30 protein-coding genes are annotated in these 25197 nt (G+C 30.5%); all 30 read left to right on the forward strand.

Translation table 11 applies throughout. The features are described 5' to 3' along the window. Positions 1 to 2 precede the first annotated feature (2 nt). Complete coding sequence (locus IO99_RS01020; protein WP_035129191.1) at positions 3 to 461, forward strand: chemotaxis protein CheW; 459 nt, start codon at positions 3 to 5, stop codon at positions 459 to 461. 3 nt (positions 462 to 464) lie between these two features. Then, positions 465 to 953: a chemotaxis protein CheD gene (locus IO99_RS01025; protein WP_035129193.1), complete on the forward strand. Its 489-nt coding sequence runs from the start codon at positions 465 to 467 to the stop codon at positions 951 to 953. A 25-nt stretch (positions 954 to 978) separates the two neighbouring features. Further along, positions 979 to 2106 (forward strand): protein-glutamate methylesterase/protein-glutamine glutaminase, encoded by a 1128-nt coding sequence (locus tag IO99_RS01030; RefSeq protein WP_035129195.1) that lies wholly within the window; start codon positions 979 to 981, stop codon positions 2104 to 2106. Beyond that, the gene (locus IO99_RS01035; protein ID WP_035129197.1) at positions 2106 to 2870 is read left to right on the forward strand and encodes a CheR family methyltransferase; all 765 of its coding nucleotides are present in this window, start codon (positions 2106 to 2108) and stop codon (positions 2868 to 2870) included. Before IO99_RS01030 ends, IO99_RS01035 begins: the two co-directional genes overlap by 1 nt. Before the next feature lie 11 nt (positions 2871 to 2881). Then, positions 2882 to 5038, forward strand: a complete 2157-nt coding sequence (locus IO99_RS01040; protein WP_035129199.1) for a chemotaxis protein CheA — start codon at positions 2882 to 2884, stop codon at positions 5036 to 5038. Between the two features lie 10 nt (positions 5039 to 5048). Continuing rightward, entirely contained in the window at positions 5049 to 5642 is a 594-nt protein-coding gene (locus tag IO99_RS01045; RefSeq protein ID WP_035129201.1) for a chemotaxis protein CheC, read from the forward strand. 17 nt (positions 5643 to 5659) lie between these two features. After that, a complete protein-coding gene (locus tag IO99_RS01050; RefSeq protein WP_035129202.1) occupies positions 5660 to 6019 on the forward strand; it encodes a response regulator in 360 nt (119 codons plus the stop codon). Between the two features lie 16 nt (positions 6020 to 6035). Then, positions 6036 to 6434, forward strand: a complete 399-nt coding sequence (locus IO99_RS01055) for a chemotaxis protein CheW (RefSeq protein WP_035129203.1) — start codon at positions 6036 to 6038, stop codon at positions 6432 to 6434. Between the two features lie 26 nt (positions 6435 to 6460). Further along, positions 6461 to 7456, forward strand: coding sequence for a flagellar motor switch protein FliM (gene fliM, locus IO99_RS01060; protein WP_035129204.1), 996 nt, complete (start codon positions 6461 to 6463; stop codon positions 7454 to 7456). Further along, positions 7449 to 8633, forward strand: coding sequence for a flagellar motor switch phosphatase FliY (gene fliY / locus IO99_RS01065; RefSeq protein ID WP_035129205.1), 1185 nt, complete (start codon positions 7449 to 7451; stop codon positions 8631 to 8633). The genes fliM and fliY overlap by 8 nt, the downstream gene beginning before the upstream one ends. A 121-nt stretch (positions 8634 to 8754) precedes the next feature. Then, positions 8755 to 9042 carry a flagellar biosynthesis anti-sigma factor FlgM gene (flgM, locus tag IO99_RS01070; RefSeq protein WP_035129206.1) on the forward strand — a complete coding sequence of 96 codons (288 nt, stop codon included), beginning with the start codon at positions 8755 to 8757 and terminating at the stop codon, positions 9040 to 9042. Next, the gene (locus IO99_RS01075) at positions 9043 to 9453 is read left to right on the forward strand and encodes a flagellar protein FlgN (RefSeq protein WP_035129207.1); all 411 of its coding nucleotides are present in this window, start codon (positions 9043 to 9045) and stop codon (positions 9451 to 9453) included. It begins immediately after the preceding gene. Positions 9454 to 9463: 10 nt separating this feature from the next. Further along, positions 9464 to 11149, forward strand: a complete 1686-nt coding sequence (gene flgK, locus IO99_RS01080; RefSeq protein ID WP_035129208.1) for a flagellar hook-associated protein FlgK — start codon at positions 9464 to 9466, stop codon at positions 11147 to 11149. A 27-nt stretch (positions 11150 to 11176) separates the two neighbouring features. Then, complete coding sequence (flgL, locus tag IO99_RS01085) at positions 11177 to 12148, forward strand: flagellar hook-associated protein FlgL (RefSeq protein WP_035129209.1); 972 nt, start codon at positions 11177 to 11179, stop codon at positions 12146 to 12148. A gap of 210 nt (positions 12149 to 12358) precedes the next feature. After that, positions 12359 to 12763 carry a flagellar assembly protein FliW gene (gene fliW / locus IO99_RS01090; protein WP_035129210.1) on the forward strand — a complete coding sequence of 135 codons (405 nt, stop codon included), beginning with the start codon at positions 12359 to 12361 and terminating at the stop codon, positions 12761 to 12763. 4 nt (positions 12764 to 12767) lie between these two features. Continuing rightward, positions 12768 to 12983, forward strand: a complete 216-nt coding sequence (gene csrA, locus IO99_RS01095; RefSeq protein WP_035129211.1) for a carbon storage regulator CsrA — start codon at positions 12768 to 12770, stop codon at positions 12981 to 12983. Between the two features lie 221 nt (positions 12984 to 13204). Beyond that, positions 13205 to 13552, forward strand: coding sequence for a flagellar protein FlaG (locus IO99_RS01100; RefSeq protein WP_035129212.1), 348 nt, complete (start codon positions 13205 to 13207; stop codon positions 13550 to 13552). A gap of 15 nt (positions 13553 to 13567) precedes the next feature. Continuing rightward, complete coding sequence (gene fliS, locus IO99_RS01105; protein ID WP_035129213.1) at positions 13568 to 13957, forward strand: flagellar export chaperone FliS; 390 nt, start codon at positions 13568 to 13570, stop codon at positions 13955 to 13957. 12 nt (positions 13958 to 13969) lie between these two features. Further along, positions 13970 to 16045 carry a flagellar filament capping protein FliD gene (gene fliD, locus IO99_RS01110; protein ID WP_035129214.1) on the forward strand — a complete coding sequence of 692 codons (2076 nt, stop codon included), beginning with the start codon at positions 13970 to 13972 and terminating at the stop codon, positions 16043 to 16045. Between the two features lie 6 nt (positions 16046 to 16051). Then, positions 16052 to 16390 (forward strand): flagellar protein FliT, encoded by a 339-nt coding sequence (gene fliT, locus IO99_RS01115; RefSeq protein WP_035129215.1) that lies wholly within the window; start codon positions 16052 to 16054, stop codon positions 16388 to 16390. A 231-nt stretch (positions 16391 to 16621) separates the two neighbouring features. Then, positions 16622 to 17434, forward strand: coding sequence for a flagellin N-terminal helical domain-containing protein (locus IO99_RS01120; RefSeq protein ID WP_035129216.1), 813 nt, complete (start codon positions 16622 to 16624; stop codon positions 17432 to 17434). A 195-nt stretch (positions 17435 to 17629) separates the two neighbouring features. Beyond that, a complete protein-coding gene (locus IO99_RS01125) occupies positions 17630 to 19270 on the forward strand; it encodes a glycosyltransferase (protein WP_035129217.1) in 1641 nt (546 codons plus the stop codon). Next, a complete protein-coding gene (locus IO99_RS01130) occupies positions 19203 to 19493 on the forward strand; it encodes a hypothetical protein (RefSeq protein WP_035129218.1) in 291 nt (96 codons plus the stop codon). Before IO99_RS01125 ends, IO99_RS01130 begins: the two co-directional genes overlap by 68 nt. Beyond that, on the forward strand, positions 19486 to 19644 hold the full coding sequence (locus IO99_RS18920; protein WP_156964259.1) for a hypothetical protein: 159 nt from the start codon (positions 19486 to 19488) through the stop codon (positions 19642 to 19644). The genes IO99_RS01130 and IO99_RS18920 overlap by 8 nt, the downstream gene beginning before the upstream one ends. Before the next feature lie 122 nt (positions 19645 to 19766). Further along, on the forward strand, positions 19767 to 21149 hold the full coding sequence (locus tag IO99_RS18210; protein WP_051823811.1) for a glycosyltransferase family 2 protein: 1383 nt from the start codon (positions 19767 to 19769) through the stop codon (positions 21147 to 21149). A 29-nt stretch (positions 21150 to 21178) separates the two neighbouring features. Further along, positions 21179 to 21880, forward strand: coding sequence for a WbqC family protein (locus IO99_RS01140; protein ID WP_035129219.1), 702 nt, complete (start codon positions 21179 to 21181; stop codon positions 21878 to 21880). Between the two features lie 20 nt (positions 21881 to 21900). Beyond that, positions 21901 to 22632: a class I SAM-dependent methyltransferase gene (locus IO99_RS01145; RefSeq protein ID WP_035129220.1), complete on the forward strand. Its 732-nt coding sequence runs from the start codon at positions 21901 to 21903 to the stop codon at positions 22630 to 22632. Positions 22633 to 22656: 24 nt separating this feature from the next. Beyond that, complete coding sequence (locus IO99_RS01150; RefSeq protein ID WP_051823812.1) at positions 22657 to 23649, forward strand: glycoside hydrolase family protein; 993 nt, start codon at positions 22657 to 22659, stop codon at positions 23647 to 23649. Next, positions 23627 to 24586, forward strand: a complete 960-nt coding sequence (locus tag IO99_RS01155; protein ID WP_035129221.1) for a glycoside hydrolase family protein — start codon at positions 23627 to 23629, stop codon at positions 24584 to 24586. Before IO99_RS01150 ends, IO99_RS01155 begins: the two co-directional genes overlap by 23 nt. A gap of 28 nt (positions 24587 to 24614) precedes the next feature. After that, positions 24615 to 25178 (forward strand): GNAT family N-acetyltransferase, encoded by a 564-nt coding sequence (locus tag IO99_RS01160; protein ID WP_035129222.1) that lies wholly within the window; start codon positions 24615 to 24617, stop codon positions 25176 to 25178. Positions 25179 to 25197: the final 19 nt, after the last annotated feature.

Raw genomic sequence — 25197 nt, forward strand, 5'->3', positions numbered from 1 at the left:
AAGTGGCAGAGGAATTTAAATTACTTGTGTTTAGATTAGGAGAACAGTGCTTTGCAGCAGATATTAGAGAGGTGGAACGTATTCTAAACTATGAAGAGCCAACAAAAATTCCAGATTCACAGGATTTTTTAGAGGGAGTTATAAATTATCAAGATGGAATATTACCAGTAATTAGTTTAGCTAAAAAGTTTGGGATATATGGTTTAGAAGATAAAGAAAAAGAAGGTTCTATAATCGTTGCTAGAAATGAAGAGGGTGCCATAGGGGTTATAGTAGAAGCTGTTAATGAAGTTATATCTAGGAAAGTGGATGACTTAGAAGAGACTCCGGACATATCTTCTAATATATCTAAGAGATATGTTAAGGGAATAATAAAAGACACAAATAAAAATACTATTATTTTACTTTTAAATTTAAATGAACTTCTTTCAACGGATGAAAAGGAGAAAATAGAAAGGTAAGCTATGGAGTACACGGAGATAAAAGTAGGCATTGCAGATTATAAAATAGCAAAATGTCCAGATAGACTTATGACAATTGGACTAGGTTCTTGTATTGGTATTGCCATGATTGATAAAAAAAGTGGAATTGGAGGCCTTGCCCATATTATGCTTCCAGACAGTGAAAAGTTTAATAAGATAGCAAATGAAATAAAGTTTGCTAATCTTGCAATACCTATTCTGATTAAAGAAATGATAGAGAATGGTGCAAAAGAAAAAGATTTAAGAGCCAAGATTGCTGGTGGGGCATCTATGTTTAACTTTGCAGACAGCAAGGTTAATATGGATATAGGTGCTAGAAACAGCCTAGCAGTTAAGGATATATTAAAGGCTAGAAAAATACCTATAGATAGTGAAGAAATTGGAGGAACTAAAGGAAGAACAATAACCTTTGATACAGTAACAGGGGAGCTATATGTAAAAACTGTAGGAGAAGGTATTAAAATTATATAGAAATTAATGATTGGAGTGATTACATATGGTACAAAAGGTTTCAGTTATGGTTGTAGATGACTCCGCTTTAATGCGAAAGATGATATCAGATATGATAAATATGGAAGATGACATGGAAGTGATAGCCATTGCTAGAAATGGAGAAGATCTTTTAGAAAAGTTAAAAAAGCAGGTTCCAGATGTTATCACTTTAGATATTGAAATGCCAAAGATGAATGGGATAGAAGCTTTGAAGAAAGTAATGGAGTTAAAGATACCTACTAAAGTTATTATGATAAGTAGTTTAGCACAAGATGGTGCCGAGGAAACTATGGAATGTTTAGAAAATGGAGCTATAGATTTTGTACCTAAACCATCAGGTTCAATTTCTTTAAATATTAATGTAGTTAGAGAAATTCTAGTTTCGAAAATAAGAGGTATCAGATTTGTAAGAAACACTTCTTCCATTAGTAACACAAAAGATGTTGACATTAAAGAAGGTAAAACAAGAGAAATACATAGAGTTTCTCAAGTATTGAAAATAAGAGAAAGAGACTCAAGGCCTAAAGTTATAAGAAATAAAGAAATAGGTAATAAAAAAATCTCAGCAATTGTAATGGGGGCATCTACAGGTGGTCCTAAGGCATTATTTAATGTTATTACAAACCTTCCAGAAAAATTAGGAGTTCCTATATTAGTGGTTCAGCATATGCCAGAAGGCTTTACAAAAGCTTTTGCTGAAAGACTTAATAAATTTTCTAAGGTTAAGGTGGTGGAAGCCAGGGAAGGTATGTCCATAGAAAAGGATGTTGTATATATAGCACCTGGTGGTAAACATATGGAGATAAGTAGAAGCAAAACTATAACCTTAAATTTAGAATCTCCAATGTGGGGAGTAAGGCCGGCTGTAGACAAGCTTTTTATATCAGGAGCTAAGGTATTTGGTGAGAATCTATTAGGTATTATCCTCACTGGTATGGGAAGAGATGGTGCTGATGGAATTATAGAAGTGAAAAAAGCAGGTGGAGCCACTATATCAGAAGATGAGTCTACTTGTATAATATATGGAATGCCTAAAGCAGCTTATGACACTAATATGATAGACGAAGTTATTCCACTTTATGATATTAGTAAAAGAATAGCTAATATAGTACTGGGGGATGTGAAGAATTAATGGATTTTACAAAGTTTGAAAATTTTATATTAAGAGAGTTTAATTTAGATTTGTCTGGCTATAAATCAGCTCAGTTACATAGAAGGATACTTACTATTATGTCTAGGGCTGGAGCTAAAGATTTAGATGAATATATGGTATTAATAAAAAAAGATAAGGTTATAAGGGAAAAGTTTTTGGATTATGTTACGATAAATGTAACAGAGTTCTATAGAAACCCACAAATATTTCAGGAACTTGAAAATTTTATAAAAAGTGAATTATCCTATAATAGACCACTAAAAATATGGAGTGCAGCTTGCTCTATTGGGGCAGAACCGTATTCTATATCTATGATGCTAAAGGAGATGACCCCTAGTGTTAGACATAAGATATTAGCTACAGATATAGATACTAACATCTTAATAAGAGCAAAAGCAGGAGAGTATGTAAGTGGAGATATTAAAAACATACCTAAAACCCAACTTCATAAGTATTTTAAACATGAGGGGGAAAAATTTATAATTAACCAAGAAGTAAAAGATCTAGTAACATTTAAAAAACATGATCTTATATTAGATAGCTATGAAGGTGGCTTTGACATAATTGTATGTAGAAATGTGGTTATATATTTTACGAATGAAGTAAAAGAAAAAATTTATGAAAAGTTTTCTAAAGCATTAAATTCAGGAGGTTTATTATTTATAGGTGCTACAGAAAGTATATATGGATATAAGAATTTTGGTTTTGAGAAACTTTCAACATTTATCTATAAGAAAATTTAAGGAGGGGTAATATGGACACTTCTCAATATCTATCTATGTTTTTAGAAGAGTCAAGTGACAATCTACAACTATTAAATGAATCATTACTTATATTAGAAAATGATTCGGAAGATATGGAAATATTAAATCAGATTTTCAGAGTTGCACATACTATTAAAGGAATGGCTGCTACTATGGGGTATACTAAAATGGCAGAACTGACCCATAAGATGGAGGATGTATTGTCCAAGTTTAGAGAGGGACAACTTAAGGTAACCCATGAAGTGGTAACAGTATTGTTTAATTGTTTAGATATTTTAGAATCCATGGTAGGGGATATTACTGATGGAGGTGATGGAGACTTAGAGATTAATAACATTGTAACTCAGCTAGTAAAGATAGCGGAGGGAAATGAAAACATCCCAAAGGAAGAAAATTCATCAGATGCAATTCAGAATAAAGATAAAGAAGTGGCGCAAGATATAATGGGCAGTGAGGAGAGTGTAGACTTAGGTCTTGATGAATATGATATTGATACCTTAAAGGAAGCTTTAAAGAATAATTTCAATACCTTCCATGTTCATGTTGGACTTGATGAAAAAACTATTTTAAAATCTGCTAGAGCATTTATTTTATTTCAGACTTTAGAGGAGAATGGAGAAATCTTAAAATCAAATCCAAAGCTTGAGGATTTAGAAAGTGAAAACTTTGATTTTGATATTGATTTAGTATTTGTAACAGAAACCTCTCAGGACATAATAAGAAATTCTATAAATGGAATATCTGAAATAAGGCAAGTTGAAGTAAGAGACATAAGTAGTTTGGTTAAAAATGGTAACAGTATTAGCGATGGTAAAGGAGCTAATGAAATTGCTGCCACAACTTTAGCTACTAGTACTAAGGCTACAAATACTGTTGAAATTGCTAAAGACAAAGAAAGTTCTAACAAAGTAGTAGAGCTGAAGGATTCAAAAAATAATCTTAAGGCAAAAACTGTAGAAACAGCACCTAGTAACAAAGAGGAAAATAAAAAACAACCAGTAAAACATAAAAATAAAGGTGTTGGACAATCTGTTAGAGTGGATTTAGAAAGATTAGATAACTTTATGAATATGGTATCTGAGCTAGTAATTCATAGAACTAGATTAGAGCAAATAAGTGCTAATCATAAGATTGTGGAATTAAATGAGACATTAGAAGAAGTAGCAAGAACTACTACTGATCTTCAAGATTTAGTTATGAAGATTAGAATGTTACCTTTAGATGTAGTATTTAATAGATTCCCAAGAATGATAAGAGATTTATCAATGGAACTAAATAAAGAGATTGATTTTGAAATTCAAGGACAGGATACAGAGCTTGATAGAACTGTAATTGAAGAGATAGGTGAACCTTTAATACATTTACTTAGAAATGCTGCAGACCATGGAGTTGAGTCAGCAGAAAAAAGAATTAGTCAAGGTAAGCCAGCAGCAGGAAAGATAAAATTAATTGCCTATTCTGAAGGTACCAAGGCTGTTATAAAGGTAGAAGATGATGGTAGTGGTATCAATGTAGAAAAGGTTAAGGCTAAGGCAGAGAAAGTTGGTATTAATACTGAAGGGATGAGTGATAATGATATAAAAAATCTTATTTTCTCTCAAGGGTTTAGTACTAATGAAGTAGTTACTGATATATCAGGAAGAGGAGTTGGAATGGATGTTGTAAAAACAAAAATTTCAAGCCTTGGAGGAACCGTAGATGTATTCAGTGAAGAAGGAAAAGGAACCTCCTTTATAATAAAGTTGCCTTTAACTCTACAAATAATTCAATCCTTACTTGTTAAGATTGGAACAGAGACTATGGCTATATCCTTAGGATTTATCGATAGAGTTATGGAATATAATCCAGAGGAAATTAAAAGAACAAATAATAAAGAAATTGTGGTATATAATGATAAGGTGTTTAAATTAGTAAGAATTAATGATAAATTAGATATAGAAAGTAAGGATTATGGTAAAAAATACGTAATACTTGCAAAGGTTGGCGAAAATGAAGTTGCCTTAGTTGTTGATTCATTATTAGGACAAAAGGAAATAGTTATTAAAACCTTTGGAAACATACTAAAATCCACAAAAGAATATATTGGAGCTACTATATTAGGTGATGGATTAGTGACATTAATTTTAGATGTAGCAGCACTTATTTAGGAGGAGAGCTATGGAGTTTACCGAGTTACAAATAGATGCATTGAGAGAGATTGGTAATATAGGTCTTGGAAATGCAGCTACAGCCATGGCGCAAATCTTAGGGAAAGAGATACAAATATCAGTTCCCAGGGTAAATGTTATTTCCTTAGAGGATATTTTTGAAAGGGTAGATGAAGAAACTGTAGTTTATGCAGTAATTGCAAGAGTTCTTGGTGAAGCCCCAGGAAATATATTATTTATGTTTGATACAGCTACAATGATGAAGATTGCAGAAATGCTAGTTGGAAAGCAAGAGGGAGAAGAGTTAAATGAACTAGGTTATTCAGCCCTTGGAGAAATAGGTAACATAATATTTGCAACCTATATGAATGCCATAAGTCAAATGACTAATTTAAGGCTATTCCCGTCGGTACCTGCAGTAGCGAAGGACATGCTTACAGCAGTGCTTTCCACAACTTTCATTGAATCTGGTCAATTTAATGACTATGTATTAGATATAGAAACAGGATTTTCTCAGGAGAATGAAGACTTAAGAGGTGATTTTTATTTTATCCCAGCGCCAGGGTCTTTGGAAAGAATATTAGAATCATTAGGATTAAATTAACGGAGGTTATGTAGAAAATGGCAAGAGTATTAATAGTAGACGATGCGACTTTTATGAGAATGATGGTTAAGGATATTTTAGAGAAGAATGGATATGAAGTTATTGGAGAAGCTAATAATGGAATTAAGGCAGTGGAAATCTATAAAGCAGAAAACCCAGATATAGTAACCATGGATATAACAATGCCTGAGATGGATGGAATAGAAGCAGTTAAACAAATCAAAGCTTTTGATCCAAGTGCAAAGATAGTTATGTGTAGTGCAATGGGACAACAAAGCATGGTTATGGATGCTATAAAAGCTGGAGCAAAGGACTTTATAGTTAAACCATTCCAAGCAGATAGAGTACTTGAAGCTATAAAAAAAGTATTAGGATAATATGGGGGGGATTTTAGTGCAAGTTGTGGTTTTTACAATAGGTGACGAAGAATTCGCAGTAGAGACAAGCAAAGTTCAAGGAATAAACGGACTAATGAAAATCACAAAGGTTCCCAAAGCGGAAAAATATATTAAGGGACTTATAAATCTAAGAGGAAGTATACTTTCCGTATTAGATATTAATCTTCTTTTAGGTATGAATATAAGCGATGAAAACAATAATAACATTATAGTTTTAGAGTTAGATGGTGAGCAAGTTGGAATAACTGTAGACCATGTAGAAGAAGTTATGAATGTAGAAGAAGATATGATTAAAAGAGTTCATGAAGATAAAAATAAGCCTTTTATAAAGGGACTTATTAATCTTGAAAATAGAATATTAACTATGATTGATATTGATAAACTACTACAATAGACCCACTGGGTAGAAAGAGGTAGAATATGGCAGAAACCTTATCGCAAAGTGAAATAGATGCACTTTTATCTGCCTTGTCTTCTGGTGACTTAGAACCAAGTGACATTGAAAAAGATGAAGAAAATGTCAAAATAAAAGATTATGACTTTAAAAGACCTCAAAAATTTTCTAAGGATGTTATTAGAGCTATAGAAGTTATTCATGATAATTATGCAAGGATAGTATCTAACTATTTAACAGCTCAGCTTAGAAGTAATGTTAAGGTGAAGATAGAGAATGTAGAACAAATTACATATGAAGAATTTATACATTCTATTCCAAGCACCACTGTGCTTAACTTGTTTAGGATGCCTCCCCTTGATGGTCAAATAATATTAGAGACTAACGAGGAATTTGTCCTTAGAATATATGATGTTCTAGCTGGAGGAAGTGGAGACAAAAAGCCTAAATTTAAGGAACTCACAGATATAGAAAAAAACATTATTAAGCATGTTAATCAAGAAATGATTTCTAAGTTAAAGTTAGCTTGGGAAGATGTTATGCAGGTAGAAACTATTCTGGATAGTATAGAAACTAATCCGGCATTGAACCAAATTTTGGCTCCTAATGAGCCGGTGGCATTAATAACTTTTAGTGTAGATATGTTTGATACAAGTTTACTTATCAATATATGTATTCCACATCTTAGTATAGAAAAGGTTCTAGATAAGTTAGTTATAAAAAATTGGTTTAGCACCGTAGATAATGAACAAGGTGAAGAGGTAAAAGATAAAATAAATAAAGTTATAAAAAATGTAGACGTAGGAATGAAGGCTGTCCTTGGAGAAACGAAGATTTCTGTAAATGACTTTTTGAATTTATTTACAGGGGATATTATTACCCTAGATAGAAGCTACGATAGCACTGTTGATATTTATGTAGAAGATGAGCTTCTATTTAAAGCTAAGCCTGGGTTAAAGGGTAAAAATAAGGCAGTTCAAATAATTGAATATATAGACAGAGGAGTTGAGAATGATGGATAATTCGTTTCTTTCACAAGAGGAAATAGATGCCCTTCTAAATGGAGATGGTGGTTCTTCGGAAAATGAACCAGTTAATGAACCAGCTGAGGAATTATCAGATTTAGAAAAGGATTTATTGGGTGAAGTTGGAAATATATCTATGGGTACAGCGGCCACAGCACTTTCAGCTGTAGTTGGTAAACCTGTAAATATTACAACTCCAACTATAACTCTTAGTACATTAAATAAGCTAAAAAAGAGCTTTAAAACACCTAATATAGTATTAGATGTTCAATTTGTCAGTGGAATAGTTGGAGGAAACCTATTTATTATAAATATTGAAGATTCGGCAGTTATTGCAAACTTAATGATGGGTGGAGATGGAGTTGTAGAGCCACCAAGTGAACTTTCTGAATTAGAAATAAGTGCTGTTCAGGAAGCTATGAACCAAATGATAGGATCAGCAGCAACTTCTATGGCAACTATGTTTAGTAGAGAAGTAAATATATCACCTCCAATATCTTCTGTTTGTGATGAAAATTCAGAGGAGATATCTACAGACATATCTGCAGATGAAGAAATAGTGAATGTTTCCTTTAGAATGACCATAGGTGATCTAGTTGATAGTAATATTGTACAAATATTACCAATTGCTACAGCAAAGAAAATTGTAAGTATTATGATGGGAACTGAGGAGAATGCACCAGCATTAGAATCTTCAAAGGCACAAAATGAAGTGAAAGTTGTAGCTGAACCTAAAGAAATTTCTATGAATAATGAAGATGTAGCCAGTGAGACAATTTCAAAAGATACTTATAGAAATGAAAATAATTACAGTGTTCAAGGTCAAGGAATTGTAGGAAATTATGAAGAACCTGTTAATGTGAAGCAAGCATCCTTTGGACAGCTAGAAGAAATTAGAGGTGCAGAAATGCCTAAAAATATAGACTTGATATTAGATGTTCCATTAGAATTGTCAGTGGAGCTTGGTAGAACGAAGAAGAATATAAGAGATATTCTGGCTCTTACTAGAGGTTCTTTAATTGAATTAAATAAGCTAGCAGAGGAACCAGTAGACATTTTTATCAACGGTAAACGAATTGCCCATGGTGAAGTAGTTGTAGTAGATGAAAACTTTGGTGTTAAAATTACTGAAATTGCTAGTGGAGAAGATAGAGTAAAAAGTCTTTCTAAGTAAAGACTTTTTTTCTATTAATAAAAAATTAATAGGGTTGTAAAAATTTTACTAAAAAACCCTATAAACTTTGATTAAATAGATTCGAGTATAAAGGTAGAGAGAAAAAGTTGGGAGTGAAAACATGAAAATTAATAATGGAAATATTCACGCTCTATATGTAAATAGCTATAAGACTAAAGAAAATATTAAAGCAGAAAATACTAAACCAGACAAGGATATGGTTAAGGATACTTGTCAGCTTTCAACTTTAGGAAAGAGCTTGAATAAATTAGCATTAGAAGAAGAAAGTGTTGGTATCAGTGATAAAGAAGTAGAAAAGATAAAAAGTAGAATTTCTAAAGGAACATACACTGTAGATTCACAGGTTTTGGCTAAAGCCATGATGGCATATGGGAAAGGTGGACAATAGATGAAAAACCAGCTTAAGGGAATATTAGAAGAAGAGTTAAAGGCAATAAAGGCTCTTATAGATATTTTAGAAGCTCAACATGAACTATTGGTTCTTCAAGATGTGTTTAAATTAGAAGCTATAACTAAAGATATAGATGATTGTAGTAGAAACTTAGCAAGAGCTGAAGGTTTGAGAAGAAGCTTAATAGGAAAAGAATCTATTAAAAAAATAGTAGAAGAAGTAGATGGAAAGGAAATTACTCATATATATGATGAAATGGTTAAAGCTATTAATGCTTTAGTGATTCAAAAGGAAACTAATGAACTACTAATAAAACAAAGTCTTAGCTACACAAATTCTATGTTAGCTATGATAAGTCCTAAAAAAGAGCCGGTAGTTTATAATGGATATGGAAAAATAAAGAGATAAGGAGAAGATTATGTCAGGATTATTTGCAACATTAAATACATCAAAGGGTGGTATGTTTGCTCAGCAGCAATATATCAATGTAACTAGCCATAATATTTCAAATGCTAATACGCCAGGTTTTTCAAGACAACATATTGTACTTCAAACAGCAAGACCTCAAACCATAGCAGGGGGCGTAGGACAAATTGGTACAGGTGTAACTGTAAGCTCTATTGAAAGAACAAGAAATCAGTTTCTTGATTTTCAAATAAGAAAGGAAAGCTCTCTTCTTGGCAATTATGGTGTTAGACAAGACTACTTATCAGAAATTGAAGGTATCTTTAATGAACCTTCTGATACAGGAATATCAGAGCTTATGTCAGAGTTTTTTGATGCATGGCAAACTCTTTCTAAGAATCCAGAAAAATCTGATGCTAGAACAGTAGTAGCCCAAAAGGCGAAAGCCTTAGCAGATGAACTAAATCATACTTATAAGAAGTTAAATGATACTAAGGATAATGCAGCTAAAGAGATACAAAGCAACCTTTTTGAAGTAAACACTATTCTTGATCAATTAAATTCTATAAATAAAGAAATAATAACTGTTACCATTGCAGGGAACAATCCTAATGACTTATTAGATAGCAGAGATTTACTTTTAGATGAGTTAAGTACAAAATTTGGTATCGATACTAGAAATCAAATACTTAATGGAATTACTTGTAAGTCTGAAGATAATTTAAACATAAGTCTAATAAGGAATAAAGATTCAGATGAGATTAATAAATTTGCATATGTAAATAAACTAACAAAAAATCCAGATGGAAGTTATGATATAGAATACTATAAAAATGGAGATATGACTTCAGATAAAAATAAGGTTACTTTAACAGGAGTTACTCTTTCTGATGAGCAGTATGAAAATTTAAATAATGGAAGAGTTCTTGTTACTAGTGAAGACGGAAGTGTAAATCTTACAGGTGGAGCATTAAATAATGATCAAATATTTAATCCATCCTCAGGAAGGATAGGTGGACTTCAATCAATTCATGAAGATGCTGAAAGTTACATAGAACAAGCTAATACCTTAGCAAAGACTTTAGCATTCGCAGTAAATGCAATTCATACAGAGGGGATTCCAGCAGGGGAAACAAAGTATGCCTTCTTTGTTAATTCAGGAAATAACCCTCTTGATTATGATGGTATTACAGCAGGAAATATCACAATGAATTCAGATATCCTAAAAAATGTTATGCTAATTCAGGCTGGAGCAAGTAAGGGTTCAGGTTCTACAGATGGAGATAGAGCACTAGCATTGGCTAGCCTAAGAGACTTTGGCCTTAATATAGATAGTATTCAAAGTGGTGGAAAATATGAGGATTTTATAAAGGACCATTTTGAAACTGATACGGTTACAGGCAAAGTACCTAATGGAGTACCAAAGTTTAAAACTATCGATGGAGGAGTTAAGGTAGAGGGATTCTTTAAGAATACTATAAATAAACTGGGAGTTCAGTCTGAGGAAGCTACAAGAATTGTCAAAAATCAAAATACTTTATTAAAGGGACTTGTTGAAAGAAGACTTTCAACTTCAGGAGTATCCCTAGATGAGGAAGCAATAAACCTTGTACAATTCCAACATGCCTTCCAAGCTAATGCAAAGGTAATAACAACGGTAGATCAACTCCTTGATGTAGTAATTGGACTAGTTAGGTAGAAATAGTGAAGATATAGAGGTGATAAAATGAGAATAACTCATGGTGTAATGGTTAGTGGCTTTTTAGGTGATATGAATACTAACTTAAATAGCTTAAATAAAATACAAAAGCAATTAAATACTGGTAAGGAGTTTTCAAAACCTTCCGATGACCCTTTTAAAGTAGCAAGGTCCATGCAGATGTATTCAGAAATAAATGCTAATAAACAATATAACACTAATATAAAGGATACTATAAACTGGATGGATACCACAGACACAGCACTAAATAATGGTACTAAGTGTTTACAAAGAATAAGAGAACTTATGGTATCCGCAGGAAATGCTACCTATGGTTCATCAGAACTAACTGCCATTAAAGAAGAGATAAATGAGAGAGTAGCAGAATTTGGACAAATCTTAAATACTAGCTTTGATGGAAAGTATATCTTTGGTGGTAAGGATGGAGCTTCGAAACCAGTAGAGGTAAATTTAGATGGTGTAACAGGTGAAAATTCCATAAGTATATCAGGAAATGAAGATATTATTAATAAATCTCTAAAAGTAGAGATTTCTTCTGGGGTTACAGTGGATTATAATGTAAATGCTGTGGAAGTTTTAAAGTTTAAGGATAAAGATGGTAATGGAAATGTGGTAGATGGTGCCGGAGTACCAACAGGGGAAATGGATGTAATGAAGTTCTTTGATGACCTTCTAAATAACTTGAGTGATGTAAATGGTAAGTCTAAGGTTGTAGGAGAAAACTTGGATCAAATTGATAAGGTTATAGATAATATGCTTAGTGTAAGTGCTAAGGTTGGTACTGTGCAAAATAGGATGGAAAGTGCTAAGGAGCTAAATACAGCACAAAATGAAAACCTTACAGAAATACTATCTGGTAATGAAGATATAGACTTCATGGAAAAGAGTATGGAGATGGCTGTAGCAAGAACTATCTATGTAGCATCGCTGCAAACTAGCTCCAAGGTTCTTCAGCCATCAATTCTGGACTTTTTATAAAGACTTGTAGGCTATGAAAGTTCTTTTCTATGACCGGATAAGTGTATGAAGTATATTTTTAATTAAGTCTACGCTTTTGTGAAATTACCTACCCTCACTATTGGCCATCCTGGCTCAGTGTTCGACTCTTGCCGTCCGTGGCAAGAGTTACGGTAATTTCACAAGGCTACAACTAAGAGTTTCTAGAATCAAAAAAAGATAAGAGGTGTTATGATGACTGCAGAGGAAAAAGATAAGAATGTTATTACCTTTAATAATGGGTTGCCGGGGTTTGAGAGCTTAAAAACTTTTGTTCTTGAGGATATAGAAGGTTCAGAGCCTTTTAAGAACCTTAAGTCTACAGAGGATGAAAATATAGGCTTTGTAACTATAGTTCCCTTTGATTTTAAAGTGGATTATGAGGTTAAGTTAACGGAGGCTGTTATAAATTCCCTTAAGATAGAAGCTCCTGAAGATGTTTTGATTTTAAATACGGTTACTCTTAATAGTGATGCTAAGAAGATAACTACTAATTTAAAGGCTCCTATTATAATAAATTCAAAAAATAACTTAGGGTATCAAATGATTCTAGATAGGGAAAACTATAGCATTAAACATCCCTTAATAAAGGAGTGATAGTATGCTAGTGGTAACAAGAAAACTAGGTGAAGGAATTAAAATTGGAGACGATGTAGAGATAACTATAGTTAAAATTGACGATAACTCTGTTAAGGTATCTATCAATGCACCTAAGGAAGTTAAAATATTAAGAAGTGAACTTTATAAAGAAGTAGGGGAAGAAAACATCAACGCTTCTAAAATAAACATGGAGCTATTACCAAAAATAAAAAAATAATTTTATACATAACCCCCAAATAGTTAATTATTTTTAACTATTTGACTATGTAAATAGTTAGCTATATAAATATAAAACTATATAGCTATATAACTAGTTAACTATATAACTAGTTGTTGTCATAGTGCGGGGTTGAGAGAGTTATATAAATATCAGGGAAGATAATTAATATAATTTACCGAAACATTTATTATAAAATATTATAATTTGGGGGAATTAATATGGAAGTAAGTAGAGTTAATGTTGGAAGAACCATGGAAGGTGTAACTCCAGCAAGAGAAGTTCAACATGTTTCAGAAAATAATGCAACGACACAGGAAGCTATAGATAAAAATCAAAATTATAAATTAGAAGAGATTCATAAGGCTGTTGATAAACTTAATAAATTTATGGAAGACGAAGATATCCATGCAGAGTATGAGGTACATGATAAATTTAATCAGATAATGATTAAAATAGTAGATAATAAAACAAAGGATGTATTACTTGAAGTACCACCAAAAAAAATCCTAGACATGGTTGCTAAAATGTGTGAAATGGTGGGGATACTTGTAGACAAAAAGGCCTAAACTGGAGGAGATAAAATGTATAATGCAGGTGCTAATGCATATAACGCATACAAAAATAATAGTGTAAATTATGCTTCTAAGGAGCAATTACTTTTAATGCTTTTAGATGGAGCTGTAAAATTTGCTAAAATTGCTAGACAAGCTATCTTAGATAAAGATGTAAAAAGTAGTCATGAAAATCTTGTTAAGACTCAAGATATATTTACAGAACTCATGATTACTTTAGATCAAAATGCTGGTGAATGGGCAGTGAATATGTATAAGATATATGAGTTTATAAAAGAAAGACTTTTCCAGGCAAACATTAAAAAGGATGTAAAAATTATAGATGAAGTTATGCCTCTTATAGAAGAAGTACGAAACACATGGCAGGAGGCTTATGAAGTTTCAAAAGGAAAAAAGTAAGGAGGAGTAAATATGAGAGTAACAGGACTTGGCACAGGATTAGATATGGACAAATTGGTAAAAGAAACCATGCAACCCTATAGAATTAAAATTCAGCAACAACAACAACAAAAGGAAATAGCTGAAATAAAACAGCAACTTTACAGAGATGTAATTAAGGAATCTAGGGAGCTTTACAATAAGTATTTTGATGTATCAAAAACAGATAGTTTATTATTGAGTAAAAACTGGTCATCAGTAAAATTTCAAACTTCTAATGAAAATGTGTTAACTGTAGCTGGTGGTAGTGATGTAAAATCAGGTAATTATACAGTAACAGGAAATACAGCCACAGCAGCTAAGGCAATAGTGACAGAGGGATTAGATTCAGGTAATAGCCTTGTGATAAATGGAAAAGAATTTACCCTACAAGGAGATACAGCAAAAGCAAGGGCTGAAAACTTAAATAAAGAATTAAAAGCAGCAGGAATGAACGTATCTGTTAGGTATAGTGATTTTGCAGGAACGGAAGCTGGAAATCAAAGTGGATTTATCTTTGAATCTACAGTTTTAGGTAAGGATAGCACCTTTACAATAGGAGGGACAAGTTCATTAGTAGGCACTATAGTAGATGGAATAGATGCAACAGCAGCAACTGTAACTGGATTTTCAGTAAGTGATTTTAAATATGACGCCAATAATACAATAACCTTAACTGTAGATGGTAAGCCGATTTCAATTGAAATTAGTGGTGCAAGCATTAAAAAAGACGGCGCTGATGAAATTGATAATGAAAAATTAAAGACTGTTTTAAATGAGAAATTAAAGGCATATAAGTTAGCTGCAGAAGTTTCTGAAAATGGTGATATTACTTTTAGTAGTAAAGTATTAGGAAGTAAGGTTGAAAATTCTAACATGAAAATAAATGGTAGTGTTGGAGTTTTCACAAAAGGAACAGATGCTACCTATACTACTAATACCCTAGATAAAAGCACAATAGATGGTAAAACAATTTCAATTAATGGTATGGCATTCAAGGTTGATTTTTCAGAAGCTGCTAAGAATGGAATATCAGAGCAAGAATATATAGACAACTTATTGGTGCAACAAAACGTAAATATGAAAGCTAAGATTGAGGGAAGTAATATAGTATTTACATCTAATATAGCTGGATCTAAAGGTAAAGCTGATATTGGAATATTAGATACTTCAACTGGGATAACAATGCAAACACAAGGTACAAATGGCGAAATAATAATAAAAGATGATAAAGGAGGAACATATACTTATACGGGTACGTCTAATACTGTAATTTTGGATGGAATGACCTTTAAATTTACAGGAGAAATACCAACAGAAGGTATAAGCGTAAATGGTAAAAGTGATGTAACGAAAATTAAGGATAAGCTTGTTGATTTCATAAATGATTACAATAAGCTTATAGAAAAGCTTAATACTTTAACTACAGAAAAACGAAATAAAAATTATATGCCGTTGACAGACGAACAAAAAAAAGAATTATCAGAAAGTGAAATAAAACTTTGGAACGAAAAAGTTAGAAAAGGTCAGTTATATAAGGATTCAGACATATCAAGAATAGCAAATTCTATGAAAAGTTCTATGAGAGGCCTTGTAAATGGTGTAAATGGTAGCATGGAAAAATTCGGTATTAAACCAGTATCGGATTATCAAGGAACTAAAAATGGAACTTTTAGCATAGATGAATTAAAACTTACAGAAGCTTTAGAGAATAGAACAGAAGATGTAATGAAGTTCTTTACAAGTACTCCTACTGAAGTAGAAGGATTGTCTGAACAAGAAAAATATAATAGTACAGGAGTTGCGGAAAGACTAAAGTCTATATTTTTTAATGAAACGGTAACTACAAATTCAGCATTAATTAAAAAAGCTGGGATAGAAGGTTCAGCATCCATAAGCAATAATGAACTAACCAAATCTATTGAAAAGTATGACAGAAAAATGGTAGACATGGAGAAAGATTTCTCAAGACGAGAGCAACAATTATACTCTAAGTGGGCAACTATAGAAAGTATGATGAATAAATTAAACTCTCAACAAAGCTATTTAATATCTCAGCTAGGAATGTAATTTGTTATGGAATTAAAAGAATTATTGTTAGAATACAAAAGCATCACTGAAGAATTCATAAAAGTAATGGGTGAAGGAAACTACGAACTTCATGGTGACAAACTTTTAAACAAAAGAGAAGCTATTTTGAATGAATTAAAGAATATGCATTTTGATAAAAGTGAATTTAAGAAAATTTCACAAGAAATTAATTTAATAGACATAGAAGAGAAAACTTCTAAATTACTTGATTCTGAGAGAAATAAAATTAAAGAAGAAATTTTTAACTTGAAAAATAATCGTAATGCAGCGAAAACTTACGGAGTTAACTTTAAAAATATTAATTTTATTAATAAAGAAGTATAAAGTAAAATTCAAAACTTTCGATAGAATAAGTATAGGGATTGAAACGTATAGAAATTAGAAAAATATTAATAAATAATATTTTAAGGGTATAAAGTTATATGTGAACGGTCCGAATATTTTATTATAAGGCTTAAGCAAACACTCTATATAGAGAAATCTGTTACCTAAAGGTAATGTTTCTAAATAAAAAATAGGACAAGGATGTCCGTTAAAATCAAGGAGGAATTTATAATGATAATTAATCACAACATGAATGCAATGAATGCTCACAGACAAATGGGAATTAATACGGGAAATTCCGGAAAATCAATGGAAAAATTAAGCTCAGGTTTAAGAATTAATAGAGCTGGAGATGATGCTGCAGGTCTTGCTATTTCTGAAAAAATGAGAGGCCAAATTAGAGGTCTTGATATGGCATCTAGAAATGCTCAAGATGGTATTTCTTTAATACAAACAGCAGAAGGTGCTTTAGATGAATCTCATGCAATTGTTCAAAGAATGAGAGAATTAGCTGTTCAATCTGCTAACGGAGTATTAGAAGATGAAGATAGAAACAAATTAGATCTTGAATACCAAGAACTTTCAGGAGAGTTAGATCGTATTGCTGACAAGACTCAGTTTAATAAAAAGCAAATATTAGATGGTAGTATATCTACAGTTGCTGTACAAGTTGGTGCTAATGCAAATCAAACAATTGACATTACATTAGCTGATAACTCAGCTTCTACATTATTAGGAGCAGTAGGAGATGTTAAGAATGCAGCTAATGCTCAAACAGAAATTGCAGCGTTAGACACAGCTATATCAACACTTAATACAAATAGAGCTACACTTGGAGCTACACAAAACAGATTAGAGCATACTATTAGAAATCTAAATAATGCTTCCGAAAACTTACAATCTGCAGAATCAAGAGTTAGAGATGTTGACATGGCAAAGGAAATGATGAACTTCTCTAAAAATAATATTTTACAACAAGCTGCTCAAGCTATGCTTGCTCAAGCGAACCAAGCTCCACAAGGAGTACTACAATTATTAAGATAATTGAAAATCTGAATTTTTGATTTAGTTATTCAAGATTACTTATATGTAGTATAGAAGAAAGTATCTTAAATATATAGATATAAAAAAAGAGGTCAGGGGAAATTTCCTCTGACCTCTTTTATATATTCAATTGATAGTGTATAAATTATTTATGTTTATCTAGTATCAATTGAATATATAAAAGGAGGATTGAAAATGATTTGTGAAAAAAAAATAAGTATTTGTATGATGGTAAAAAATGAAGAGAATAACATAGAAAAATGTTTAGAAAGTTTGAAAGATGTGCTAGAAAAAATTCCATCAGAATTAATAATATTAGATACTGGGTCTGATGATAATACAGTTAATATTGCTCAAAAGTATACTGATAAAGTATATTTTGAAAAGTGGAATAATGATTTTTCAGATATGAGAAATAAAAGCATAAGCTATGCCACTGGAAAATGGATTTTTATTATAGATGCAGATGAGGTATTGGAAGATTCAAAAGAAATAAATACTTTTTTTAATAGTGAACAGTATAAAAGGTTTAATAGCGGTTTTGTTAAAATTAAAAATTATATTAGGAGAGATTATTATAATATAGCTTATGTACCAAGGCTATTTAAAAGAGATAAGAATTTTAGGTATGAAGGTAAAATACATGAACAACCGATTATAAAGGAACCTTCTTACTTTTTTAAGAGTGAGTTAATTCATTGGGGATATAATACAGAGGATTTAGAATTAATGAAAATAAAATTTGAAAGAAATACTAAATTATTGAAAGAACAATTAGAGAAAGAACCAGAAAACATATATTATTGGCACCAATTATCTCAAAGCTATAATTCTTATAATTATACTGAAGAGGGGTTACAAGCAGCTGAGAAAGCTTATGCAATTGCAAAATATAAAAAAATAGATCTTAAGAACATGATGTATATATATACCCATTTAGCTTTAATTTATTATCAACAGAATAAATATAATGAATTAGAAAGCCTTTGTATTGAAGCCTTAGAAGTTAAAGATGGATATTTAGACATAAATTATTTTTTAGCAAAAGCACAACAGAGACTATTAAAAGATGAAGAGGCTATAAAAAATTATGAGAGATACTTAGAAATACTTTCTAAGTATCATACATCCCCTGGAGCAAAAGATGTTACTGTTACAGTATATTCATTGGATGCTGTTGAACATGTTTATAGAGATTTATGCTTAATTTATAATAGGAAAAAAGATTATGTGAAAGTATTATATTATGCTGATAAAATTGAAAATTATAAAGTTCTAGAGGGAATAATTCAATATTTAGTAATAGCATTTATTGAGAGAAAAGAATATGTAGAATTAGTAGATTATTACAATATTAAGCTTAAAGATAAGCCTGAAAATCTGAAAGAAATTTTTGTAGAAAGTTTTGAGGAACAATCAAAATCATTAAAAAAAGAAGAGAAATTAATTATTTGGAAATTATTTTCACAGTATGATGATTATGGAACTTTAAACAAGATAAGACTAGTTTGTAATAATAAATTACGATTAGAAGAAGATAAAATTAATCATCTTATTAAGAAATTGCAATTAAACAAAAAACCTAAGTTTTATGGAGATGTAATATTTTACATTCTTAGAGTTCATAGTGATTTTGGAGAGTTATTAGGAAATTTAAAGGAAGATAAATTAAATACTTATTGTGAATATTTATATTCACAGTATTTGGATGAATTTATAGAGTTGGGAAAAGGTTATATTTATAATATGTTAGGTAAAAGTATGAGTTATGAAGAAAAAAAAATTCATCAAGTGTTTATCACATTTTTTAATTATAACAGAAAAACTTCAAGATAAAGAATATGAGACTATTTTTAATGAGTACATTAGTAAGGGTATAGAATGTATAAAAGAAATATATAATCCAAATATAATAAATAATGAAAGGATAGAAGATTTAAAAAGTGACGAAGAAGAGTTTTTACTATATATAAGCAAGCTTGAAAATAAAATAACTAATGAAAATCATTATGTAAAGTATTTAAAAAAAAGCTTTGAAAGCATATCCTATTATGAATAAAGGTATAAAACTTCTTCTTGGAAAAATAAAAGGAAACCAAGATGATAATTTAAATAGTGAATTTGAAGAATATAAAAAGATAATAAAAAATAATATATTTGCTCTTCTAGATTCAAAAAAAATAATAGAAGCAAAAAAAAATTATAAATGAATATTTGAAAGTTATGCCAAAAGATTTGGAAATGCTTATGATAAAATCGGAAATACAAGTTCAGTTTATGGAACAAGAGATAGTATAACTACAATATTGTAGTTAAATAAGGTGGGAAGTTAATGAATAGTAGTGTTATATCTTATGAAAAAAAATTAAAAGAAAATATTGGGATACTCATTGAAAATAATAAACTAGTAGAAGCGAAAGAGATAATTAATCAATATGAAAATATAGTAAGTAATGATATAGAAATTTACTCAATTAAAGGTGTTATAGCTATGATGGAGGGGAATGTATATGAGGCAGAGAGGATTCTAAAAGAAGGATTAGCTTTAGATGCAATAAATTTTGATGTGCTTTATAACATGGGATATTTGTATGAAACAAACAAAAACAGTGAATTAGCAATAAGATATTATAAAAGAGCATTAAAAAATGGAACAGACGAAAAAATTAAAGATTCAGTATATGAAATACTAAAAGCATTAGGTGTCAAAGAAAGTAAGGAAGAAATATTAAAAGAATATGACAAACTGGATGAAATTAAAATATATAAGAAAAAATTACAAGCTCAAAACTCGATTTATCCAAAGGTAACAATTATTATACCTACTTATAATCAGAAAGAACATTTAAGGGAAGCAATTGATAGTTGCCTTAAACAAGACTATCAAAACTTAGAAATATTAGTAGGAGATGACTGTTCTACAGATGGTACTGATAAAATGATGAGGAAGTATGTAGAGAATGATAAGCGAATAAGATATGTTAGAAATAAGAAAAACCTTGGAGGTGAAGAAAATACAAAGAAATTATTTTATAATCATACGACTTCTATGTATGGAATGATTTTTAATCATGATGACTACTTTATTAAAAATGATTATATATCAAAAGCGGTACATCGTTTAATAAAAAACCCAAATTTATCTTTAGTTTGGGCGAATAGTAAAATTAAAAATGAAAGTACAGGAAAAATAGGATATACTAATTTTAAGAATAAAGAAACAATAAAAGGTATTGATTATTTTATTAATTATGAAACTCAGATGTATCCCCATATAACTGGAATGTTAACTTCAGTTTTTAATTTTCAAAAATTAAAAAAGATAGGAAGTTGGGGACTAAAAGGACAGGAATACAGTATTTTTTTAGATACAATTTTATATTTAAAGCTCATGTTAGTTGGTGATATTGGATTTATTGATGAAGAAGTCAGTGTATATCGTTTACATAAAGATAGCATAAGTTATAATTTTCCTAGAACATATGATGATATTGTAATTAAAGAATTTGAGTTAATGAAAGAATATGTATTGAAAGAAAATTTACTAGATAAAAATCAAATGTATATTTGGGTTGAGAGCAGAGTATATGGTTATGTTAGATGGAGATTTCTTACACTGTGGAATACTGGAAAAAAGAAAGATGCGTTAGAATTGATAATTGACATAAAATCAAATTATCCTAACAGTTATGAAAAAATATTAAATAATATATAAGTTGAAACAATTATAAGGAGCATTTAAAAATGAAAATAGGAATTATGCAGCCATATTTTTTCCCGTATATAGGTTATTGGCAATTAATTAATACGGTTGATAAATTTATTATATACGATAATATTGAATTTACAAAAAAAAGTTGGATAAGAAGAAATAGAATTTTATTAGGAAACACAGATAGAATGATTACTTTACCTATAAAAAAAGATTCGGATTATCTTAATATTAATGAAAGAATGATTTCGCAAAATTTTAAAATGGAAAGAATAAAGTTATTAAATCAAATTAAGGTGGCGTATAAGAAATCACCTCAGTTTGATATAATATTTCCTTTAGTAGAAGATTGTATAATGAAAGAAAATAGAAATCTTTTTGATTTTATATATTATTCTGTAAAAAAAATCATTGATTTTTTAAACATTGACACAGAACTTATTATATCATCAAAAATTAATATGGATCATAGTTTAAAAGGCAAAGAACGTGTAATAGAAATTTGCCATCAGTTAGGAGCAAAAGAGTATGTTAACCCTATAGGCGGAATAGAGATATATGATAAAAAAGAATTTGAGGAAAATGGAATAGAGTTATTTTTTTTAAAAACAAACGCTATAGAGTACCATCAGTTTAATAATAATTTTGTGCCAAATTTATCTATAATTGATATGTTAATGTTTAATGATAAAAATAGGGTAAAAGACATGCTTTTAGAATTTAAGCTAATTTAGGCTAAAAATGGGGGGTTAATATGAATATATTAGATAAACATGTAAGAGCTTATAAAGGTGGAATTATCTATGATTTTGATAATAATATTCAATTAAATTGGTATCCTAATCGAATTGTTGAGCTTATGCAAGGAAATGAATCCATATTGGAATTTGGATTAGGACATGGTATAACAACTAGCATTTTTAATGAATATTTTAATAGACATGTTGTGATAGAAGCATCAGAGGCTGTTATCCAAAACTTCAAATATAGGTATCCAAATTGTAATGCTGAGATAGTAAATACATTTTTTGAGCAATTTGATTCAAATGAAAAGTTCGATATAGTAGTGTTAGGATTTGTTCTAGAACATGTGGATGATCCAGTATTAGTAATGGGAATTGCACAAAAGTTTTTGAAATCAGAAGGGAAAATATTTTTAGCAGTACCAAATGCAGAAGTTTTAAATCGAAGAATAGGATATGAAGCGGGACTTTTAGAAAATATGGAGATATTATCAGAACATGATTTATTATGTGGACATAAGAGGTATTACACAAAAGAGACTTTTACCAAAGATATTGATAAAGCCGGACTTGAATTAGAAAAAATGGAAGGAATTTATTTAAAACCTTTAACAACAAATCAGATGTTGTCATTAAACTTAGATAAAGTAGTAATTGAAGCGATTTGTAGAGTAGGAATAAATTATCCTGAATTGTGTTGCGGGATGTTGGCACAAACAAAAATAAAAACAATGATAAAATAAATAAACTATCAAAAGGAGATAACAATGTTTATATGGAAAAAAATGGGAAAAGTATTTGACCCCAATATAGTAGAAGGTAAATCTTGGCTAAAAGAATTTGCGCAAGCACCATGCGTTCTCATAAGAGATGATTTTGTTAGAATATACTTTTCTTGTAGACCATATCCAGATAAAAATGGACAATATATAAGTTATTCAGCATATATTGATGTAAAAAGGGAAAACCTATTTGAAATTATTGATATTGCTGAAAAACCTATATTAGAATTAGGTAAGTTAGGGACATTTGACGAGTTTGGTACATATCCAGTTTCGGTTATTGAAGAAAAGGATGCTATAATTGTATACTATGGAGGATGGACTAGATGTGAGTCTGTACCATTTACAGTAGCTATTGGAATGGCTAAAAGTAAAGATGGTGGAAAGACGTTTCAAAAAATAGGAGATGGTCCATTGTTAGCTAGTAATGTTAAAGACCCATATGTAATTAGTGGTCCTAAAATTAGACAATATAATGGAAAATGGTATTTATGGTATGTAGCAGCAACTCAGTGGCTTGAGAATAATGGGAAACCAGAAGCGGTGTACAAGATACGTATGGCAACTTCTGATGATGGCATAAATTGGAATAGAAGTAGTGAAAATATTATAGAAAATAAGATCGAAGAAAATGAGTGCCAAGCAAGCCCAGATGTATTTTTTTATAAAAATAGATACCATATGTTTTTTTGCTATAAATATAGTTTGGATTTTAGAAATAATGAAAGAGGATATCGCATAGGATATGCTTATTCGTATGATCTTATAAATTGGAAAAGAGCAGATGAATTAGTAGGAATAGATTTATCGGAGAGTGGATGGGATGATCAATCAATCGCATATCCACACGTTTTTGAGTTAGATGGAGAAATTTATATGCTTTACCTAGGGAATCATGTTGGGAAACATGGTTTTGGGCTTGCAAGATTAGCAGAATACCAGGAGGATAACATTAATGAAGTGGGAAAAAATAGGTAAAATATTTAATCCGTTAAATTTTAAATTGAACAATGGTTGCCAAGAATATGCGCAATCTCCACAAGCACTGGTTTTTGATGACTATGTTAGAATTTATTTTTCAAGTCGAGTAAAAAGTGAAAATGGGAAATGGTTGAGTCATGTAAACTTTGTAGATATGGACAAAAGCTTTAAAAAAGTGCTTAGAGTATCTGAAAAAGATGTTATAAAGCTAGGTAAATTAGGAAGTTTTGACGAACATGGAATATTTCCATTTAGTGTATATAGATGTGATGGTAAAATTATTGCATATACAACGGGATGGAATAGAAAATTTTCGGTTTCAATTGATGCAGGAATTGGTTATGCTTTCAGTGAAGATAACGGAGAAACTTTTGAAAAATTAGGAGAAGGTCCTATATTGTCTGCATCTCTTGAAGAACCATTTTTAGTGGGAGATGCGTTTGTAAGGAAATACGAAAATATATACTATATGTGGTATATATATGGTTCAAAATGGATTAAGGATAAGAATGAATTAGATCCACAACGTGTTTATAAGATTGCTTATGCGACTTCAACCGATGGAGTTAAGTGGTCAAGAAAAAGACGAAATATTATTTCAGATAAATTAAACAAAAATGAATGTCAAGCCTTACCTACAGTAATTTTCAATAATGGTAAATATCATATGATTTTTTGTTATAGAGAAGCAATAGGTTTTAGGTATGACAAAAGTAAAGGATATAGATTAGGCTATGCATGGTCAAGTGACCTAATAAATTGGAAAAGAGAAGATGAGAGGGTAGGATTAAATCTTTCAAATAAAGGAGAATGGGATTCGGATATGATGTGTTATCCTAATATATTTGAATGTGAAGGACATATATATATATTATATAATGGGAATGAGTTTGGAAGATATGGATTTGGATTAGCTAAATTAATTGAAGATTAACTTAAAAAACTATCTTGGAGGATTTGAAATGAATATTTTAGGAAAATATGTAACTTTGAGGGCGATTGAAGAAAAAGATTTAGAGTTATTGCACAAATGGGCAAATGATCCCAAAACTCAAGATGCAATGGGGATAATACACTTTCCAAGTTCTATGGACTTTCACAAGAGGTGGTATGATAATCTTAAAAGTGATACACTTAATCAAAGATTAGCAATAGAAGCACCTGAAATTGGACTTATAGGTTTATCAAGTATAATAAACATTGATTGGCGTAATAATCATGCGTGGCATGGAGTTATGCTTGGGGATACAGCTATCAGAGGAAAAGGATATGGTATAGATTCAGTAATGGCTACTATGCGCTATGCTTTTGAGGAAATGCATCTAGAGCGTCTGGATGGTTCGATAATAGAGTATAATGAAAGGTCATATAATTTTTATTGTGGAGAAAAATTAGGATGGAAGAAAGAAGGGTGTAAAAAGAAATATTATTTTAGAAGAGGGAAATATTGGGATCAAATTATTGTTGGAATAACAAGAGAAGATTATTATAATTTAATAGAAAAAACAGGGTATTGGGAAAAGTAATTTATAAAACAGAAAATTT

It is taken from the genome of Clostridium sulfidigenes (genome assembly GCF_000732635.1).
GTDB classification, from domain to species: Bacteria; Bacillota; Clostridia; order Clostridiales; family Clostridiaceae; genus Clostridium_J; species Clostridium_J sulfidigenes.

Bases quoted from the DNA above. Each gene is read 5' to 3' on its own strand.
- IO99_RS01120 (WP_035129216.1), top strand. From the start codon at position 16,622: ATGATAATTAATCACAACATGAATGCAATGAATGCTCACAGACAAATG.
- IO99_RS01125 (WP_035129217.1), top strand. From the start codon at position 17,630: ATGATTTGTGAAAAAAAAATAAGTATTTGTATGATGGTAAAAAATGAA.
- IO99_RS01045 (WP_035129201.1), top strand. From the start codon at position 5,049: ATGGAGTTTACCGAGTTACAAATAGATGCATTGAGAGAGATTGGTAAT.
- IO99_RS01075 (WP_035129207.1), top strand. From the start codon at position 9,043: ATGAAAAACCAGCTTAAGGGAATATTAGAAGAAGAGTTAAAGGCAATA.
- IO99_RS01050 (WP_035129202.1), top strand. From the start codon at position 5,660: ATGGCAAGAGTATTAATAGTAGACGATGCGACTTTTATGAGAATGATG.
- fliT (WP_035129215.1), top strand. From the start codon at position 16,052: ATGGAATTAAAAGAATTATTGTTAGAATACAAAAGCATCACTGAAGAA.
- fliS (WP_035129213.1), top strand. From the start codon at position 13,568: ATGTATAATGCAGGTGCTAATGCATATAACGCATACAAAAATAATAGT.
- IO99_RS01025 (WP_035129193.1), top strand. From the start codon at position 465: ATGGAGTACACGGAGATAAAAGTAGGCATTGCAGATTATAAAATAGCA.
- IO99_RS18210 (WP_051823811.1), top strand. From the start codon at position 19,767: ATGAATAGTAGTGTTATATCTTATGAAAAAAAATTAAAAGAAAATATT.
- IO99_RS01030 (WP_035129195.1), top strand. From the start codon at position 979: ATGGTACAAAAGGTTTCAGTTATGGTTGTAGATGACTCCGCTTTAATG.
- fliW (WP_035129210.1), top strand. From the start codon at position 12,359: ATGATGACTGCAGAGGAAAAAGATAAGAATGTTATTACCTTTAATAAT.
- IO99_RS01155 (WP_035129221.1), top strand. From the start codon at position 23,627: ATGAAGTGGGAAAAAATAGGTAAAATATTTAATCCGTTAAATTTTAAA.
- fliD (WP_035129214.1), top strand. From the start codon at position 13,970: ATGAGAGTAACAGGACTTGGCACAGGATTAGATATGGACAAATTGGTA.
- IO99_RS01130 (WP_035129218.1), top strand. From the start codon at position 19,203: ATGAAGAAAAAAAAATTCATCAAGTGTTTATCACATTTTTTAATTATA.
- csrA (WP_035129211.1), top strand. From the start codon at position 12,768: ATGCTAGTGGTAACAAGAAAACTAGGTGAAGGAATTAAAATTGGAGAC.
- IO99_RS01160 (WP_035129222.1), top strand. From the start codon at position 24,615: ATGAATATTTTAGGAAAATATGTAACTTTGAGGGCGATTGAAGAAAAA.
- IO99_RS01040 (WP_035129199.1), top strand. From the start codon at position 2,882: ATGGACACTTCTCAATATCTATCTATGTTTTTAGAAGAGTCAAGTGAC.
- IO99_RS01035 (WP_035129197.1), top strand. From the start codon at position 2,106: ATGGATTTTACAAAGTTTGAAAATTTTATATTAAGAGAGTTTAATTTA.
- IO99_RS01145 (WP_035129220.1), top strand. From the start codon at position 21,901: ATGAATATATTAGATAAACATGTAAGAGCTTATAAAGGTGGAATTATC.
- flgL (WP_035129209.1), top strand. From the start codon at position 11,177: ATGAGAATAACTCATGGTGTAATGGTTAGTGGCTTTTTAGGTGATATG.
- flgK (WP_035129208.1), top strand. From the start codon at position 9,464: ATGTCAGGATTATTTGCAACATTAAATACATCAAAGGGTGGTATGTTT.
- fliY (WP_035129205.1), top strand. From the start codon at position 7,449: ATGGATAATTCGTTTCTTTCACAAGAGGAAATAGATGCCCTTCTAAAT.
- flgM (WP_035129206.1), top strand. From the start codon at position 8,755: ATGAAAATTAATAATGGAAATATTCACGCTCTATATGTAAATAGCTAT.
- IO99_RS01140 (WP_035129219.1), top strand. From the start codon at position 21,179: ATGAAAATAGGAATTATGCAGCCATATTTTTTCCCGTATATAGGTTAT.
- IO99_RS01150 (WP_051823812.1), top strand. From the start codon at position 22,657: ATGTTTATATGGAAAAAAATGGGAAAAGTATTTGACCCCAATATAGTA.
- IO99_RS01100 (WP_035129212.1), top strand. From the start codon at position 13,205: ATGGAAGTAAGTAGAGTTAATGTTGGAAGAACCATGGAAGGTGTAACT.
- IO99_RS18920 (WP_156964259.1), top strand. From the start codon at position 19,486: ATGAATAAAGGTATAAAACTTCTTCTTGGAAAAATAAAAGGAAACCAA.
- fliM (WP_035129204.1), top strand. From the start codon at position 6,461: ATGGCAGAAACCTTATCGCAAAGTGAAATAGATGCACTTTTATCTGCC.